Genomic DNA, 14,362 nt, shown 5'->3' on the forward strand with positions numbered 1-14,362 from the left:
ACGCGGATCTGCCACGCGGGCGGGTTACCAGTCTTCCTCGCCGGACTCGCTCAACTGCTGAAAGCGCTCCTCGATCAGCTGGGCCCGGCGCTCGGTCCGCCGCTTGAGGGAGGATTCCAGCTCGCCCAGCCGCTGCCGCAGGTCCTCCAGCTCCCCCTGCTTGATCTTCTGCCGCAGATCGAAGGAACGCTCCAGGGAGTCCCGCAGCTGTTTGGCCGACTCCTGGCGCTCGCGGCTGCCTTCGCGCTGCCGGCGCAGGTCCCGGGCCAGGCGGTTGAGCTCGTCCCGCAGGCGCATCTCCTCCACTTGGAGCTTGAAGAGCCCGGGATTCTCGCGCTCGAGTTCCATCAGCCGCCGCACTTCCTCGGCCAGTTTCTGGCGCCGTCGCTGGAATTCCGCCGGGTTCCGCTTGCGCAGATCCTCCAGCAGCCGGGCCTTCTCGGGAAAGTGCTGGCGGACGAACTGGACGATCTCGTCCCGCTGCTCTTGAAACACGTCCCGGGTGGCCTGGCGGGCCTCCTGCCGCTCCCGGGGCCGGGCCCGTTGGGCCGCGGCCGGGACGGGCAACGCCAGCAGCAGGGCCACCAGCAGGGGCAACAGGCCGCGCAACCGCGCGCCGAAAGATGAATGTCGCGTGATCATCAGAAGGCCTCCAGTTCCTCTGAGAGGCGGTCCAGGCGGGTGCGCAGCTCATCGGCCCCGTCGACCACCTCCGATTCTTCTGCCGCGGGCAGCAACTGGCTCACCCGCTCCAGGCGCACCTGCAACTCGTGCCGCGGACTCTCGAAGAGTTCCGGCAGCTCCAGCCCGGCGGCCCAGTCCTGGATGGGCGCGGGGCTGCCCGCCACCAATGGGCCGGACCCGCCGCCCGGCCAGAGGTGTAGAGCGGCCACCAACAGCAGGGCGGCGGCCACCCCGGACAGACCGGCCAAGCGCCGGCGCCAGTCCACGCGCACCACGCGCGCCTCCAATAGTCCCTCAGCACGTAGGCGGGCCAGCGTGCGTTCCGTCAGCCCCGCGGGCAGGCTGGACTCGGGCAGGCGCTCCCAGGCCGCGTCCAGTTCGGCGAAGTCCCGCTCCACGACGTCCTGCAGGATCTCGCGGGCAAGCGGTTCAGGGCAACTCATGGCCACGCTCCTTGAAGTAACGCCGGATGCTCTTCACTGCGCGGTGCATGCGCGGCAGCACCGTGCCCAGGGGCGCGTCCTGGGCTGCGGCAATCTCCTGGAAACTCAGTTCCGCCTCCAACCGCAGCAGCACCACCTGACGCTGGACATCGGGCAGCGCGTCGATGGCCCGGCGCAGGGTCTCGCCCCGCTGGCGCTCCGCCAGGCGCCATTCCGGGCAGCTGTCCAGACCGGCGGGCAGGGTCTCCAGCAGCGGCTCGTCGTCCTGTTCCTCCACGTGCCGGGAGCGCTGGCGGCCGCGCAGGCGGGCGTGGTCGATGGCCAGCCGCGAGGCCACCGTGAACAGCAGGGCCTTGAACTGCTGGCGCTCTTCGTAGCGCGGCAGGGCGCCCAGCACCCGCACCCAGGTGTCCTGGAACAAGTCCTCGGCGTCCGCCGGTCGACCCGTGTACTTCAGCAGATACCCGTACAAGGGGCCGCGCCAGCGCTCCACCAGCCGGGTCATGGCCCAGGTGCCTCCGTCGCGCCAGGCTTGGATGAGTTCGGCGTCGGTCATCACCTGTCCTGGAACGGATCGCGGGCGGGTTTATTGCGCGGAGGTCGCCGCATGGGCCGCCAGATAGGCCCGGGCCGTGCGCTGGATGGCCGCCCGGGCCTCCAGCGGGGGAGTCCAGCCGGCGGCGCGCAGCGGACTGATGTCGGAGTAATACCCGCTGGTGCCGAAGCCCCGGGCGATCTCCCGGCTGAAGGGAAAGGCCCGGCCCCGGGTGCGCAGTCCGTCCCCCACGATGCCCAGACCGGCCAGCAGGCACCAGGGCAAGGGCAGGATCAGCGGCCGCCGGCCATAGACCTCCACGATCCACTCCTGCAGTTGGCGCATGCTGGGGCAGGGATCGTCGCGCAGCATCCAGGTGTCGGCCACAGGGGGTCCGCTCGGCTGGATGGCAGGAGGAGGAGGCGCGCCGGCCAGCGCGCGCCGGGCCAGGAAGAGCTGGGCATCCACCAGGTTCTCCCGGGCCATCACGTTGAAAAAGTGGTGCCCGCCCCCCCGGCGGAAGAACAGCGGTCCCTGCAGCAGGCGGAAGACCTTGGAGGCCGAGCTGTGGCGATTGGCCCCCGGGCCGTAGATCACGGGCGGGCGCAGCACCTGCACGCGCAGGCCGGTCAGGGTGGCCAGCTGCCCCTCGGCCCGGGCCTTGCTCTCGCCGTAGACGGAGGCCGGCCGGAAGGGGCTCTCCGCGCGCAGCGGCTGTCCGGCCGAGCCCGTGGGCCCACAGGCGGAGACGGAGCTGATGAACTGGAACAGCGCGGCGCCCGCCTCCCGGGCGGCCCGGGCCAGCACCAGGACGGATTCGGTGTTGCAGCGCAGGTAGGTTTCGCGGTCGGCCTCGGCGTTGCCCAGCAGGGCCGCGCAGTGGATCAGCACGTCGCCGGGCAGCAGGCCCGCCGGGGCCTGGGGAGCCTCCAGGTCGAAGGCCGCCACCGCCACGCCGGCGGGCAGCGCGCGCCGCAGCCGCTCCGGGTCGCGCCCCAGGGCCAGGACGGACTCGCCCTCCCGCAGCAGTCTCTCCAGCAGGGCGCTGCCCAGAAAGCCCGTGGCGCCGGTCAGCACGAAGCGCATGTTCCTCCCTCGCGGCCGGACTCCGGCGACTGGTGAACGGCCCGCCGCCCCTACTTCAACCCGGGCAGGGCCTTCAGGTACTTGGGCCGGGACTGCATGGCGGCCTCGATCTCGCGCGGGTCGCGGGGAATGCCCTCGGTCAGCACCCGGCGGCCGCCAGCCGTGATCAGCACGTCATCCTCGATGCGGATCCCGATCCCGCGGAAGCGCTCGGGCACCTTTTTGTCGTCGGCGGGCAGGTAGAGACCCGGCTCCACCGTGATCACCATGCCCTCCTCCAGCAGGCGCGGCCCGTGGTCCAGGGCGTAGTCGCCGGCGTCGTGCACGTCCAGGCCCAGCCAGTGCGAGGTGCCGTGGGGGAACCAGCGCTTGTGCGCCTGCTTCTTGAGATTCGTCTCCAGCCGGCCCTTGAGCAGGCCCAGCTGCAGCAGGCCCTCGGTGGTCTCGCGCACGGCGGCGGCGTGCACGTCGTCCACGGGCACGCCCGGGGCGGCGGCGGCCACGGCGGCCTGATGGGCCTTGAGCACGAGGCGGTAGAGCAGCTCCTGGTCCTTGCTGAAGCGGCCGTTGACCGGAATGGTGCGGGTGACGTCGGCCGCGTAGTAGTCCAGCTCCGCGCCCGCGTCGAAGAGCACGAGCTGGCCGTCCTGCAAGGTGTCGCGGCAACTGACGTAGTGCAGCGTGCAGGCGTTGGCGCCCGCGGCCACGATGGTCTCGAAGGCCCAGTCGCCGCCCAGCACGCCGTAAATGTAGGGGAACACGGCCCGCAGTTGGTACTCGGCCACGCCCGGGCGGGTGTGGCGGAAGACCTCGCGGAAGGCCTCGCCCGTGATCCGCGAGGCGTGCTCCATCCGCGCCAGCTCCGGCGGGGTCTTGCGCAGGCGCAGCTCGGCCAGCACGCGCTTCACGTCGCGCACTTCCTCGGGCAGCGCGCCCGGCTGCTTGCGACGCCGCACCAGGCGGTTCAGCGCGCCCAGCACCTGGACCTGCAATGCGCCGCCGTCCAGCGGCAGGAAGAGGCGGGTGTGGCCCTTGAGCAGGTCGTCCAGGCGGGTGGGAAACTCGGCCAGGGGATGGGCCTCCTGGGCGCCCAGTTCCCGCCGGGCACCCTCCGGCCCCAGCCGCCGGCCGCTCCACATCTCCAACTGGGGATCCCGCGGGCGCACGAAGAGCAGGAAGCGCCGCTCGCGACCGCGCTTCCAGAGCACGGCCACGGCGTCGGGCTCGTCCAGGCCCGTCAGCTGCCAGAAGGCGCTCTCCGGCCGGTAGCGGTACTCCGTGTCGTGGTTGCGCAGGACCTCCCCGGGAGCGGCCAGCAGGGCGACGCCGTCGCCCATGGCCTCGAAGAAGCGGGCCCGGAACTCTGCGTGCATGGGATCTCCTTTCAGCAACCGGCGCGGATTTCCAGAATCCCCGACCCGGTCTTGACCAGCCGCGCGTGATGGATGGTGGCGCCCGCGGCCCGGTAGCGGCGCTCGTACTCGGTCTGAAAGATGGTGAACTCGTGGCCGCCGGCGTGGTAGTCGCAGCCGTGCTCCTCCACCCGCAGGCGCGGCGGCAGGCTGGCCAGCAACTCCTCATAACAGGCGGCCTGATCGCTGCGGAACCAGAGCTCACCGCCCACGGGCAGCAAACCCTGGTAGAGCCGCAGGAAGGCCGTGTTGAACAGGCGCCGGCCGCGGTACATGTACGCCGGCCAGGGATCGGGGAAATTGAGGTAGATCCGCTGCACCTCGCCCGGCAGGAAGAGCTGGGGCAGGATCTCCACGGCCGCGTTGAGCACGACGAAGGGCCGGCGGGCCCGGCGGCGAATCTTCTCCAGCGCCGTCACACAGCGGTCGGGCTTGATCTCCACGCCCACATAACTGACGGGCTCGTCCCGAGCCGCCAACTCCGCCAGGAAGCGGCCGCGACCCATGCCCACCTCCAGGTGCAGGGGCGCCGCCTCGCCGAAGGACTCGGCCCAGCGGCCCCGGCGCTGCCGCATCTCGCCGCTGTCCGTGAGGATCTCGCCGGGGTGGTCGTACACGGCGCGTTTCAGGCTGCCCTTGACTCGACTGCGCCCCACGACCTCTCCCGCTTGATTCGCTCCCGGCTCACCCCGACGCTTCGAAACTACCAATTCGACCCAGCCGTGAAAACGCCCGCCCCGCCGCCGGAGTCCTGCCGGGGCGCTCGCACGCCTATCCTACATTCCGGCATGGATCTGCGACACCGACTTCTGCCCCGACTCACCCGGCTCCGGTCCTGGCTGCGCACCCAGGAGCACTCCGAGTACGGCCTGACCCTGTTCTACAGCGTGATCATCGGCCTGGGGGCGGGCCTGCTGGGCGCCTTCTTCCACCGGCTGATGTGGGGCTTCCAGTACCTCTTCTTCCACACCAGCGAGAGCGGGTTCGCCGCCCTGCCCTGGGGCGTGCTGCTGCTGGTGCCTGTGCTGGGCGGTGTGTTGCAGGCCCTGCTGGCGCACTTTTTCCCCGAAGTCGCCGCGCGCAAGGGCGTGGTGGAGGTGATGAAGTCGCTCAAGCAGCGCGACGGCCTGATCGAGCCCCGCACGACGCTGTTCCACTTCTTCGCACCGGCGCTCAACATCGGCACGGGCGGCAGCGTGGGGCCGGAAGGCCCGGCCGTCCAGTTCGGCGCGGGCGTGGCCTCGTGGATGGGACAGTTCTTCCACGTCTCACCGGCCCGGATGAAAGTGATGGTCGCCGCCGGCGCAGGCGCGGCCATCAGCGCCATGTTCAACGCGCCACTGGGCGGGGTCTTCTTCACGCTGGAGATCATCCTGCTCAACGACCTGAAGGACGTGACCTTCGGCGTGCTGATCATGGCCTCGGTGGTGGCCAACGTGGTCAGCCACACCCTGACGGGCCAGCACCAGGTTTTCCTGATCCCGGCCTTCCAGGTGCCCGGCGCGGCCGGACTGCCCTGGTTCCTGCTGCTGGGCGTGGCGGGCGGACTGGTCTCCGTGGGGTTCAGCCGCTGGTCGGGCCTGCTGGCCAAGCTGGTCTGGGGCCGCCTGCGCTCCTGGCCGCGCTGGATCTTCCCGCCCCTCTCCGGGCTGGTGCTGGGGCTGGTGGCCATGCGCCTGCCCCAGGTGCTGGGCGTTGGGTATCACGGCATCAACCAACTGCTGGCCGGCGAGATTCCCCTCCTGCTGGCGCTGGGCCTGCTGGCCCTGAAAGTCCTGCTCACCGCACTCAACATCGAACTGGGTGGCTTCGGCGGCATCATCGCCCCCAGCCTGTTCATGGGCGCCATGCTGGGCGGCGCGCTGGGTCTGGTCATGGTCCAGCTGCAGATCAGCAGCAGTCCGGTGATCTTCATCCTGGCGGGCATGGGCACGGTGCTGGCCGGCATCAACGGCATCCCGCTGACGGCTCTCTTGCTGCTGATCGAGATGACCAACAATTACGACATGACCCTGCCGCTGATGATCAGCGTCGCCGCCAGCACGCTGGTGATCCAGCTGCTGGTGGGCGATCGCTCGCTCTACCTCTACAAACTGCGCAAGGCCAATCTGCTGGAAGAGAACGATCCGGCCCAGGAACTCAACGAGCGCCGGACGGACGAGCTGCTGGACCCGCGGCGGCCCCAGGTGCCGGCGGCCCACTCGCTGGAGGAGATCCTGCCGGCCTTCACGGAGCACGACCTGAAGGATCTGGTGGCCGTGGACGAGCAGGGCCGGGTGGTGGGCATGGTGAACTTCGCCGACCTGCGCTTCATCATCGGCCAGGAGCGCGCGCTCTCGATCATCCGCACACGGGAGGTGGCGGAGCCCACCCCGCGGATCACGCCCGCCACCTCGCTGGGGGATCTGAAGGAGGCTTTCGACCAGGTGGGTTTCGACTATCTGCCCGTCCTGGACGACGAGGGCCGCCTGCTCGGCATCGTCTGTCGGACGGCGCTGAACCAGAGCCTGAATCGCGTGTTGCGAAATCGCCAGCTGCTGCGACAGCAGAACCGCTGGGTGTTCAAATAGCGCCCGGCCAGCCACAGGAATTGCCGAGGGAGAGACAATGGAGCATCATGTACTGGTCCGACCCGGCGGGTCGAGGGAGAGCTAATGGAACACCACGTCCTCGTTCGACCCGAGCACCTCAACCAGTATGGCTTCCTGTTCGGCGGCTACCTGCTGATGTGGGTGGACGAGACCGCCTGGATCGCCGCCAGTCTGGACTACCCGGGCTGCCGCTTCGTCACAGTGGCCATGAATCGGGTGGAGTTCCGCCACAACGTGCGGGCAGGCAGCCTGCTCAAGCTGGACATCCACCGCGTGCGGCGCGGCACCACGTCGGTGGACTACCAGGTGGACGTGAGCCGGGCGGGCAGCGAGGGCGCGGCGCCCCACGGACAGAGCGGCGGCGCGGCCATCGGGGAGGCCATCTTCTCCACGACCGTGAGTTTTGTGCGGGTGGACGTCGATGGAAAGAAGTTGGCGCTGCCGGAGGCGTGAGGGGAGGTTCTGAATTTTGAACAGGCGCGCCCTCCCTCTTGCCCCCCGCCCGCCCCTAGAAGGGAGGTTCCGGGGGCGCCGCGGCCAAACGGAGAGCGCGAGAATCAGGTTCCCGGCATTCCGGCATTGAATCAGCATTGACTCGAAGTCCCGGCAAGTCAGCCGAACAACCGGTCGGCACTCGACATTCAACCGTACCCGATTGTCCAACCCTTCGACAGGCTGGACCCGGGGCAGGGAGGATCCCATGTGGGGTATCGTTTCCGTCGTCGCAGCGGTGGTGGTGGTCATCCTGCTGTTCGAAGCGCTGGACGTGGTGAAACATCTCAAGCAGCGCCTGGCGGGCCCGACCGCCAAGCCAGAGCTGGAGGCGCGGGTGACGGATCTCGAGCGCCGGGTGGCCGCCCTGGAGCGCCAGCGCGACTAGTCCCGCCCGGGGTCGGTTGAGCGTGCGTCGCCGCCGAAGACTCCGCCCTGGCTGGCCTGCAGCTGGCGCTCTTGCCAGCGCGTGCCGAGCCGGTGATACAAGACCAGGGCCAGCGTGCTGCTGATGCCCGAGCCCGCCACCATCAGAAAGACCCCCAGGATGCCCAGCGCCGTGTTGCGGCTGGGCGCCGCCAGCACCAGGGTCACAGTGAACAGGAAGTAGGAGAGCGCGGTCCCCGTCAGAAACACGGCCAGGCCAACCAGCGCGAAGCGCAGCGGCGGACGGGGCGGAGCTGGGGGAAGGTTGGCCTCCAGCGGATCCAAATGCTCAGACATCCTCGCCTCCCTTGTCCGGCGGCCGGCGCTGGCGTTTCAGGTCGCCCAGACGCCGCTTCTCCCCCAGAATCCGCTCCTGCACCCGGCGCAGGCGCTTGACGCGGGTTACCCGCGGCGTCACCACCCGGGCCGCCGCCTCCAGCTTGAGAGAAAGCCGCAACAGCGCCAGCTGCAGGTTCTGATGCTGGCTGCGGGTCTCGTCGCAGACCACGCGCAGCCCGCTGGGCAGGTGCAGCAGATCCACGCGGCTCTCGGTCACGTTGCGGTGCTGGCCGCCCGGCCCGGATCCCCGGGAACGGCGCACCAGACACTCGCGCAGCAGCTGGTCCAAATCCAGGCTCATGGCTGCTTCGTCGGTCCCAGTTCGCGCAGCAGCGCGGCCACGGCCGCCTGGAGCTGCAAGTCCTGCCCCGTGCTCACCGTGCCGGGCGTGTTGTCCACGCGGATGTCCGGCTCCAGCTGGTGGTTCTCCAGGAAGGTGCCCTGCTCATCCATCAGGCCCACTTCGGGAATGCCGAAGACCAGCCGGCCGCCCATCAGGCCCTCCCACCAGACGGAGGTGCCCGTGCCCGCCACGGGCATGCCCACCAGCTGGCCCAGCTGGCTGTCCTTGTAGGCGAAGGGGAAGCAGTGGGCGTCGCTGTAGTTGGCCTCGTTCATCAGCACGATGGAGGGCCGCAGCCAGTGCTGCCAGGGATCCTCGCCGATCACGTGCTGGTCCGGCCGGACCACGTTGCGGAAGATCCGCCGCCCGCCCAGGAAGGTGATCAGCTGGTTGGTGAGGTTGCCGCCGCCGTTGTGGCGGCTGTCCACCACCAGGGCCTCGCGGTCGGCCAGCCGGCCCAGGGCCTCGTGCACCAGGCGCCGGTAGCTGCCGCCGTCCATGCTCTCCACGTGCACGTAGCCCAGCCGACCCTGGGAGAGCCGTTCCACCTCGTCGGCGTTGCGCCGGACCCAGCGTTCGTACAACAGGCGCTGACGCGCTCCGCTCGCCACGGCCGTGACGGTCTGCTCGTAGGCCACGCCCTTTTCGTCGCGCAGGCTGAGCAGCACCTGCTGTCCGGCGCGCCGGTTGAGGGCCAGCCAGGACTCCTCCGTGGCGTCCAGCGGCCGGCCGTTCACGGCCAGCAGCGTGTGTCCCGCGCGCACGCGGCTGTCGCTGCGGTCGCAGGGCCCCAGGGGCAGCACCTCGGCCACGCGCCAGCCCGTCCCCGTCCAGGCGGGATCGAAGAGCAGGCCCAGGTCCGCCGTGGCGTCGCCGTCCTCCGGACGCCAGGAGACGAAGCAGCCGGTGTGCGAGGCGTTCAACTCGCCCAGCAGCTCGGACATGCACTCGGCGAAGTCGCGCGGGTGGTCGATGGCCGGCAGGTAGCGGCGGTAGGTCGCGCGCAGCCCGTTCCAGTCCACGCCGTGCAGGCCCGGGCTGTAGAACTTCTCCCGCACCTGGCGCCAGATGTGGTCGAATTGGTACTCCCACTCCCGGTCCTGGCGCAGGGTCATCTCGGGCTCGCAGGCCACGTCCTCCGGGGCCTCCTCGGCCAGGTCGAACTTGAGCAGCCGACCACCGGCCGCCAGCAGGAAGAGGGCCTCGTCCGTGGCGCCCACGAAGGCGCCGTGATCCAGCTCCAGCGCCCCCAGCAGGCGCGTCTCGTGCTTGCGCAGCTTGGTCTCGTAGAGGTCGAAGCCCTTGGTGTAGGCGGCCAGCGTGTAGAGGGTCTCGCAGTCCTTGGAAAGCAGGTAGTCGGCCAGCACGGCGGAGGCCGTGGTCAGCCGCAGGATGCGCCGGTCGGCGTCGGGCAGCTCCACCGTCACGTGGACGGAATCCTCCTCCGCCTCCTCCGGCTCGGGCTTGGCCTTGCGCCCCTTCTTGCCCTGGGGAGCCTCCTCCTTTTCCACCTCGGCCAGACTGTCCGCCTCCTGGCGCGCGGCCAGTTCCTCCTCGCTCAGGCGGAACCACTCCAGGCCCTCCCGGGACGGCGCCAACAGGTAGACGTCCTCCTGTCCGCCCCAGCCGCCCTGGCTTTTCATGCCCTGGCGGTCGGTCTGGTAGAGGATGCCTTTGCCGTTGGCCGTCCAGCGCGGATTGTAGTCCTCGAAGCCGCTCTGGCTCAGGTTGTGCCACGGCCCGCCCGCCGCCGGCACGACGCCCAGCTCGCTGGACCAGCGGCCCTTGTCGGGGAAGTGGAAGGTGAACCACTGGCCGTCCGGCGACCACTCGTAGGCCTGGTCCCCATCGGCGTAGCTGTAGTTGAGGCGCTCGGGCAGGACCACGCGCGTCTGTTTGGTCTTCAGGTTCAGCACGCGCAGCTCGGTGCGCTTGGCCAGGAAGGCCAGCTCCGTGCCGTCCGGCGAGAAGCGCGGCTGGAAGCAGTCGTCCGGCCCGTCCACCAGCGTCTCCTCCACCACCTGGGCGGCGTTGAAGAAGTGCAGATCCTGCTTGCGGGGCAGGGTGGCGCGGTAGAGGCGCCAGCAGTTGGCGCGCTCGCCGGCGTAGGCCAGGCTGCGGCCGTCCGGCGCGAAGGCCAGGTTGCGTTCCTGCTCGGGCGTGTCCGTCAGCCGGCGCGTGGTGCCATGCTCCACCGAGCAGACGAAGACCTCGCCGTGGGCGATGAAGGCCAGCTCGCGGCCGTCGGGCGAGAGCAGCGCCTCGCTGGCCTCCCCGGCCAGAGGCAGGGTGGCGGGATGGGCCGCGCGGCGATCCGCGCGCAGCTCCACGGCCAAGCGCCGGGGCTTGCCGCCCTCACGCAGGGTCCAGAGCGCGCCGGCCTGGCTGTAGCAGAGCAGGCCGTCGCGGGAGGCGCTCAAGCCGCGGACGGGTTCGGTCTTGTGGTGGGTGAGCTGGCGCACGGCGCCACCGGGCTCGCCGGCAAAGACGTTGAGGCAGCTGTCGCGCTCGCTGATGAACCAGAAGCCGCCACCGGGCCGCCAGACGGGTTCGCGATCCTCGCCGGCCCAGTTCGTGACCTGCTCGTGGCTGCCGTCGGGCCGGCGCAGCCAGAGTTCGCGCGCCGCCGAGCTGACGTGGTGCTTGCGGAACTCATCCTCGACGGAGATCACGCGCTCGTAGAGCCAGCCCTGGGGGCCCACGGAGATCTCCTCGGCGGCCAGCAGGGTCTCGCTGCGCGTGGCGCCCGTGGCCAGTTCCACGCTGTAGACCTCGCCCGGCCAGCCGGCGGGATAGAGGCGGCTGGCGGGCAGGCCCATCCGACCGCTGGAGTAAATCAGCCGCGCGCCGTCTTCGCTGAAGGCCCAGGGATAGTCGCCGGCGGAGTGGGTGGTCAGCCGCCGCTCCGCGCCGCCCTGGGCGGGCATCACGAATAGGTCGAAGTTGCCGTGGCGGTCGGAGGCGAAGGCGAGCCACTGGCCGTCCGGCGACCAGACCGGCTTGGTCTCCAGATTCACGTCCCGAGTGAGCGGCCGGGCCGTGCCGCCCAAGGCGGGCACCAGCCACAAGTCGCCCAGGGCGCTGAAGGCGATCCACTGGCCGTCCGGCGAGAGGGCCGGATAGCGGTACCAGGTGGCCGGGCCGGACTCATCCGCCGGCGCGGCGTGCACGGATCCGGCGCGACCCAGCAGCAGGGTCAGCGCAGCGACGCCCGCCAAGGCGCGCAGGGAGAGGGAATTCATGCAGGGCTCCCGTCGTCTATGCCCGGCTTGGTCCAGCGCAGCGCAGCGCCTGGCCAGCCGGGGCCGAATTGCTTGCCAGTGGCAAGTGCAGGGGTCGATTGCTTCATTGAGCGGGCAATTCAAGGATGGGGCGGCGGATGAAGGTCTGGCGAAAAATCCACTTGTTCAGCTTCGGATACTTCAAGCTGGTGAGCTTGATCAGTTCCTGCGTGCTGCTCGTCATCGCCCTGACCGGCATCCTCTACAATCATCACCACGACTTCGACTTCCTTGAAAATGGCCGCATCACCACCTCGATCCTGCCCGCCTCCTATCAGGAGCGGCTGGATCGCACGCGCAAGGCCCAGGGCCTGGGGGATCTCTTCCCCGAGGAGGCCCACTCGGTGCCCATCATGTGGGTGGTGATCGACCTGCATAATGGCGAATTTTTCGGCGGCCTTCCGGGCCGGCTGTTCTACGACGTGCTGGCGCTCTGCCTGGGCACGCTGTCCATCACCGGCATCGTCATGTACTGGCGGATCCGCAAACGCGTCCGCTGGTGAACCCGACACCCAAACCACAGGAGTTGCTCATGTTGAATCTGCGCCGGACCGTCTCCCTGGTCCTGACCCTGCTGCTCACCAGCTCGCTGGCCCTGGCCGCCAAGCCCCAGGCCTACACGCTGGACGAGCTGGCCAAGAACGTCGACAAGCTGGAGAAGAAGGAAATCGTGCTGAAGGGCACCATCGTCGGCGCCTGCAAGAGCGGGTGCAAGATGTGGGTGGCCATGGGCGACTACAAAGACGGCGACCTGTTCGCCCTGGTGCGCGCCAAGGACGACGCCTTCAAGTTCGACACCAACGCCGCCGGCAAGACCTGCACCATGAAGGGCTTCGCCGTGGCCGAGTACATGGACTACTGCGCCGACGAGGCCGCCGGCGGCGAGACGGCCAAGGCCGCCAAGGCCGAGAAGGAAGCCGGCCAGTGCAAGGCGCCGGTGAACACGGACAAGGCCGCCAAGCAGGCCAAGAAGGTCAAGGACATCACCTTCTTCGCGACCTCCGTCGAATACAAGTAGCCGACCCTCCGCCCCGGACCCGTTCTCGTCCCCGCTCCCGGCCGATTCCCGCGAATCGGGTGGGATCCGGCGCCGGGAACGGGTCCGCGGGTGGTTCACGACCCACACACCGCACACCCCAGCAGCCCGGGAGAATCCATGTCCGAGAATCCGGCCCTGACCCAGCTCCGCGAGGAGGAGCAGTTCTTCTACGAGACGGTGCGCGACTTCGCCCGCGAGAAAGTGCTGCCGCTGCGCGAGCAGATGGACCACGACGGCAAGATGGACCCCAAGCTGCTGAAAAGCCTGTGGGAAATGGGGTTGATGGGCATCGAGATCCCCGACAAGTGGGGCGGCTCCGAAGGCAGCTTCTTCATGAGTTGCCTGGCCATCGAAGCCATGTCCACGGTGGACGCCGCCGTGGCCGTGGTGGTGGACGTGCAGAACACGCTGGTGATCAACGCCCTGCTCCGCTGGGGCAGCGAGGACGTCAAGTCGCGCTATCTGCCGCTGCTGGCGGAGAAGTGGCTGGGTGCCTACGCCCTCTCCGAGGCGGGCTCGGGCAGCGACGCCTTCGGCCTGGGCTGCCGCGCCGAGGAGCAGGACGACCACTTCGTGCTGAACGGCCAGAAGCTCTGGATCACCAACGCCGGCGAGGCGGACCTCTTCCTGGTTTTCGCCAACATCAACCCCGCCGCCGGCCACAAGGGCATCACGGCCTTCCTGGTGGAGCGCGGCTTCGCGGGCTTCTCAGTGGGCAAGAAGGAAGACAAGCTGGGCATCCGTGCCTCCTCCACCTGCGAATTGGTGCTGAAGGACTGCCGCGTGCCCAAGGCCAACGTGCTGGGCAAGCCGGGCGTGGGCTACAAGGTGGCCATCGAGACCCTGAACGAGGGCCGGATCGGCATCGGCGCCCAGATGGTGGGCCTCGCCCAGGGTTGCCTGGATTACACCAAGAACTACTTGAACGAGCGCAAGCAGTTCAACAAGCCGCTGGCCGCCTTCCAGGGCGTGCAGTTCCAGTTCGCCCAAGCGGCGGCGGAGCTGGAGGCGGCGCGCCTTTGCGTCTACAACGCGGCACGGCTGCGGGAGACGGGCAAGCCCTTCGTGCGCGAGGCCGCGGTGGCCAAGCTGATCAGCAGCCAGATGGCCCAGCGGGTCACCAGCCTCTGCGTGGATCTGCTGGGTGGCTACGGCTTCGTCAAGGAGTATCCGGTGGAGAAGTTCTACCGCGACGCCAAGATCGGCACGATCTACGAGGGCACGACGAACATGCAGCTGATGACCATCGCCAAGCTGCTGTTGGGCTAGCAGCCGCGCCCTCGTTATTTGTGGACCTGCCAAGGCCTGCGCGACAGCGCGGGCCTTTTTTTGTGCCCGGGATTGGGCACAAACCGAATCTCTCGGGTTTCGTCATCCCCCGGCTACGGTTTCCGTCATCCACCGGCTTGACCGGTGGATCCCACGGCATGTGTGAGGCGAAGCCACTTCCCTTCCCTCGCTGCCCCGGGCCCACGCACGCGTGGGTATGGGGAAGGCGCGACCCGGCAACGCCGGGGAGCGGTGGGATGGGGCTTGCCACCCATCTGCTCACCAGCGCGACAACTGCCGGGCGCCTTGTTTTCCACCTTTCTGCTGGCGCCAGAAAGGTGGAGCCAAAGAGGCGCTTTTTCTCACTCGCCAGAGTCAGCCCGCCTCCCGGCGGGCTTCCGCTGGCGGCAGCGGCTCCTTCC

Annotated in this window: 15 protein-coding genes; 6 read left to right on the forward strand and 9 right to left on the reverse strand. The window is 69.3% G+C overall.

The window, feature by feature from the left end; genetic code table 11:
• Positions 1 to 24: 24 nt before the first annotated feature.
• From WC326_14150 to WC326_14175, 6 genes are read right to left on the reverse strand one after another with little or no spacing between them, the layout of a single operon-like run.
• A complete protein-coding gene (locus WC326_14150; protein ID MFA7332207.1) occupies positions 25 to 642 on the reverse strand; it encodes a hypothetical protein in 618 nt (205 codons plus the stop codon).
• Positions 642 to 1,127 carry a hypothetical protein gene (locus WC326_14155; GenBank protein ID MFA7332208.1) on the reverse strand — a complete coding sequence of 162 codons (486 nt, stop codon included), beginning with the start codon at positions 1,125 to 1,127 and terminating at the stop codon, positions 642 to 644. The genes WC326_14150 and WC326_14155 overlap by 1 nt, the downstream gene beginning before the upstream one ends.
• Positions 1,114 to 1,683 (reverse strand): sigma-70 family RNA polymerase sigma factor, encoded by a 570-nt coding sequence (locus WC326_14160; GenBank protein ID MFA7332209.1) that lies wholly within the window; start codon positions 1,681 to 1,683, stop codon positions 1,114 to 1,116. Before WC326_14160 ends, WC326_14155 begins: the two co-directional genes overlap by 14 nt.
• A gap of 30 nt (positions 1,684 to 1,713) precedes the next feature.
• Complete coding sequence (locus tag WC326_14165; GenBank protein ID MFA7332210.1) at positions 1,714 to 2,748, reverse strand: NAD-dependent epimerase/dehydratase family protein; 1,035 nt, start codon at positions 2,746 to 2,748, stop codon at positions 1,714 to 1,716.
• A 50-nt stretch (positions 2,749 to 2,798) separates the two neighbouring features.
• Positions 2,799 to 4,121, reverse strand: a complete 1,323-nt coding sequence (locus WC326_14170) for an aminopeptidase P N-terminal domain-containing protein (protein MFA7332211.1) — start codon at positions 4,119 to 4,121, stop codon at positions 2,799 to 2,801.
• A gap of 11 nt (positions 4,122 to 4,132) precedes the next feature.
• Positions 4,133 to 4,816 (reverse strand): tRNA (guanosine(46)-N7)-methyltransferase TrmB, encoded by a 684-nt coding sequence (locus tag WC326_14175; protein MFA7332212.1) that lies wholly within the window; start codon positions 4,814 to 4,816, stop codon positions 4,133 to 4,135.
• 132 nt (positions 4,817 to 4,948) lie between these two features.
• On the opposite strand from WC326_14175, the gene WC326_14180 reads away from it, so the two are divergent.
• The 3 genes from WC326_14180 (at position 4,949) to WC326_14190 (ending at position 7,631) form a co-directional block, all read left to right on the forward strand.
• Positions 4,949 to 6,730, forward strand: a complete 1,782-nt coding sequence (locus tag WC326_14180; protein ID MFA7332213.1) for a chloride channel protein — start codon at positions 4,949 to 4,951, stop codon at positions 6,728 to 6,730.
• A gap of 84 nt (positions 6,731 to 6,814) precedes the next feature.
• Positions 6,815 to 7,204: an acyl-CoA thioesterase gene (locus WC326_14185; GenBank protein ID MFA7332214.1), complete on the forward strand. Its 390-nt coding sequence runs from the start codon at positions 6,815 to 6,817 to the stop codon at positions 7,202 to 7,204.
• Between the two features lie 247 nt (positions 7,205 to 7,451).
• Positions 7,452 to 7,631 carry a hypothetical protein gene (locus tag WC326_14190; GenBank protein MFA7332215.1) on the forward strand — a complete coding sequence of 60 codons (180 nt, stop codon included), beginning with the start codon at positions 7,452 to 7,454 and terminating at the stop codon, positions 7,629 to 7,631.
• On the opposite strand, the gene WC326_14195 is transcribed toward WC326_14190, so the two are convergent.
• Genes WC326_14195 through WC326_14205 form a run of 3 tightly spaced genes read right to left on the reverse strand, consistent with a single transcriptional unit; the run spans position 7,628 to position 11,593 of the window.
• On the reverse strand, positions 7,628 to 7,966 hold the full coding sequence (locus WC326_14195) for a hypothetical protein (GenBank protein ID MFA7332216.1): 339 nt from the start codon (positions 7,964 to 7,966) through the stop codon (positions 7,628 to 7,630). The two genes, WC326_14190 and WC326_14195, sit on opposite strands and share 4 nt — an antisense overlap.
• A complete protein-coding gene (locus WC326_14200) occupies positions 7,959 to 8,309 on the reverse strand; it encodes a peptide chain release factor-like protein (protein MFA7332217.1) in 351 nt (116 codons plus the stop codon). The genes WC326_14195 and WC326_14200 overlap by 8 nt, the downstream gene beginning before the upstream one ends.
• Positions 8,306 to 11,593, reverse strand: a complete 3,288-nt coding sequence (locus WC326_14205) for a S41 family peptidase (GenBank protein MFA7332218.1) — start codon at positions 11,591 to 11,593, stop codon at positions 8,306 to 8,308. The genes WC326_14200 and WC326_14205 overlap by 4 nt, the downstream gene beginning before the upstream one ends.
• A 137-nt stretch (positions 11,594 to 11,730) precedes the next feature.
• On the opposite strand from WC326_14205, the gene WC326_14210 reads away from it, so the two are divergent.
• The 3 genes from WC326_14210 (at position 11,731) to WC326_14220 (ending at position 13,940) form a co-directional block, all read left to right on the forward strand.
• Positions 11,731 to 12,135 (forward strand): PepSY domain-containing protein, encoded by a 405-nt coding sequence (locus WC326_14210; GenBank protein ID MFA7332219.1) that lies wholly within the window; start codon positions 11,731 to 11,733, stop codon positions 12,133 to 12,135.
• A 29-nt stretch (positions 12,136 to 12,164) separates the two neighbouring features.
• On the forward strand, positions 12,165 to 12,650 hold the full coding sequence (locus WC326_14215) for a hypothetical protein (GenBank protein MFA7332220.1): 486 nt from the start codon (positions 12,165 to 12,167) through the stop codon (positions 12,648 to 12,650).
• A gap of 138 nt (positions 12,651 to 12,788) precedes the next feature.
• Positions 12,789 to 13,940, forward strand: coding sequence for an acyl-CoA dehydrogenase family protein (locus tag WC326_14220; GenBank protein ID MFA7332221.1), 1,152 nt, complete (start codon positions 12,789 to 12,791; stop codon positions 13,938 to 13,940).
• Positions 13,941 to 14,362 lie beyond the last annotated feature (422 nt).

This window comes from Candidatus Delongbacteria bacterium (assembly GCA_041675285.1).
Lineage (GTDB): Bacteria > CAIWAD01 > CAIWAD01 > CAIWAD01 > CAIWAD01 > CAIWAD01.

Excerpts from the sequence above, each read along its gene's own strand:
- WC326_14185 (MFA7332214.1), top strand. The coding sequence starts at position 6,815 with ATGGAACACCACGTCCTCGTTCGACCCGAGCACCTCAACCAGTATGGC.
- WC326_14215 (MFA7332220.1), top strand. The coding sequence starts at position 12,165 with ATGTTGAATCTGCGCCGGACCGTCTCCCTGGTCCTGACCCTGCTGCTC.
- WC326_14165 (MFA7332210.1), bottom strand. The coding sequence starts at position 2,748 with ATGCGCTTCGTGCTGACCGGCGCCACGGGCTTTCTGGGCAGCGCCCTG.
- WC326_14160 (MFA7332209.1), bottom strand. The coding sequence starts at position 1,683 with ATGACCGACGCCGAACTCATCCAAGCCTGGCGCGACGGAGGCACCTGG.
- WC326_14190 (MFA7332215.1), top strand. The coding sequence starts at position 7,452 with ATGTGGGGTATCGTTTCCGTCGTCGCAGCGGTGGTGGTGGTCATCCTG.
- WC326_14150 (MFA7332207.1), bottom strand. The coding sequence starts at position 642 with ATGATCACGCGACATTCATCTTTCGGCGCGCGGTTGCGCGGCCTGTTG.
- WC326_14205 (MFA7332218.1), bottom strand. The coding sequence starts at position 11,593 with ATGAATTCCCTCTCCCTGCGCGCCTTGGCGGGCGTCGCTGCGCTGACC.
- WC326_14170 (MFA7332211.1), bottom strand. The coding sequence starts at position 4,121 with ATGCACGCAGAGTTCCGGGCCCGCTTCTTCGAGGCCATGGGCGACGGC.
- WC326_14220 (MFA7332221.1), top strand. The coding sequence starts at position 12,789 with ATGTCCGAGAATCCGGCCCTGACCCAGCTCCGCGAGGAGGAGCAGTTC.
- WC326_14195 (MFA7332216.1), bottom strand. The coding sequence starts at position 7,966 with ATGTCTGAGCATTTGGATCCGCTGGAGGCCAACCTTCCCCCAGCTCCG.
- WC326_14210 (MFA7332219.1), top strand. The coding sequence starts at position 11,731 with ATGAAGGTCTGGCGAAAAATCCACTTGTTCAGCTTCGGATACTTCAAG.
- WC326_14180 (MFA7332213.1), top strand. The coding sequence starts at position 4,949 with ATGGATCTGCGACACCGACTTCTGCCCCGACTCACCCGGCTCCGGTCC.
- WC326_14200 (MFA7332217.1), bottom strand. The coding sequence starts at position 8,309 with ATGAGCCTGGATTTGGACCAGCTGCTGCGCGAGTGTCTGGTGCGCCGT.
- WC326_14155 (MFA7332208.1), bottom strand. The coding sequence starts at position 1,127 with ATGAGTTGCCCTGAACCGCTTGCCCGCGAGATCCTGCAGGACGTCGTG.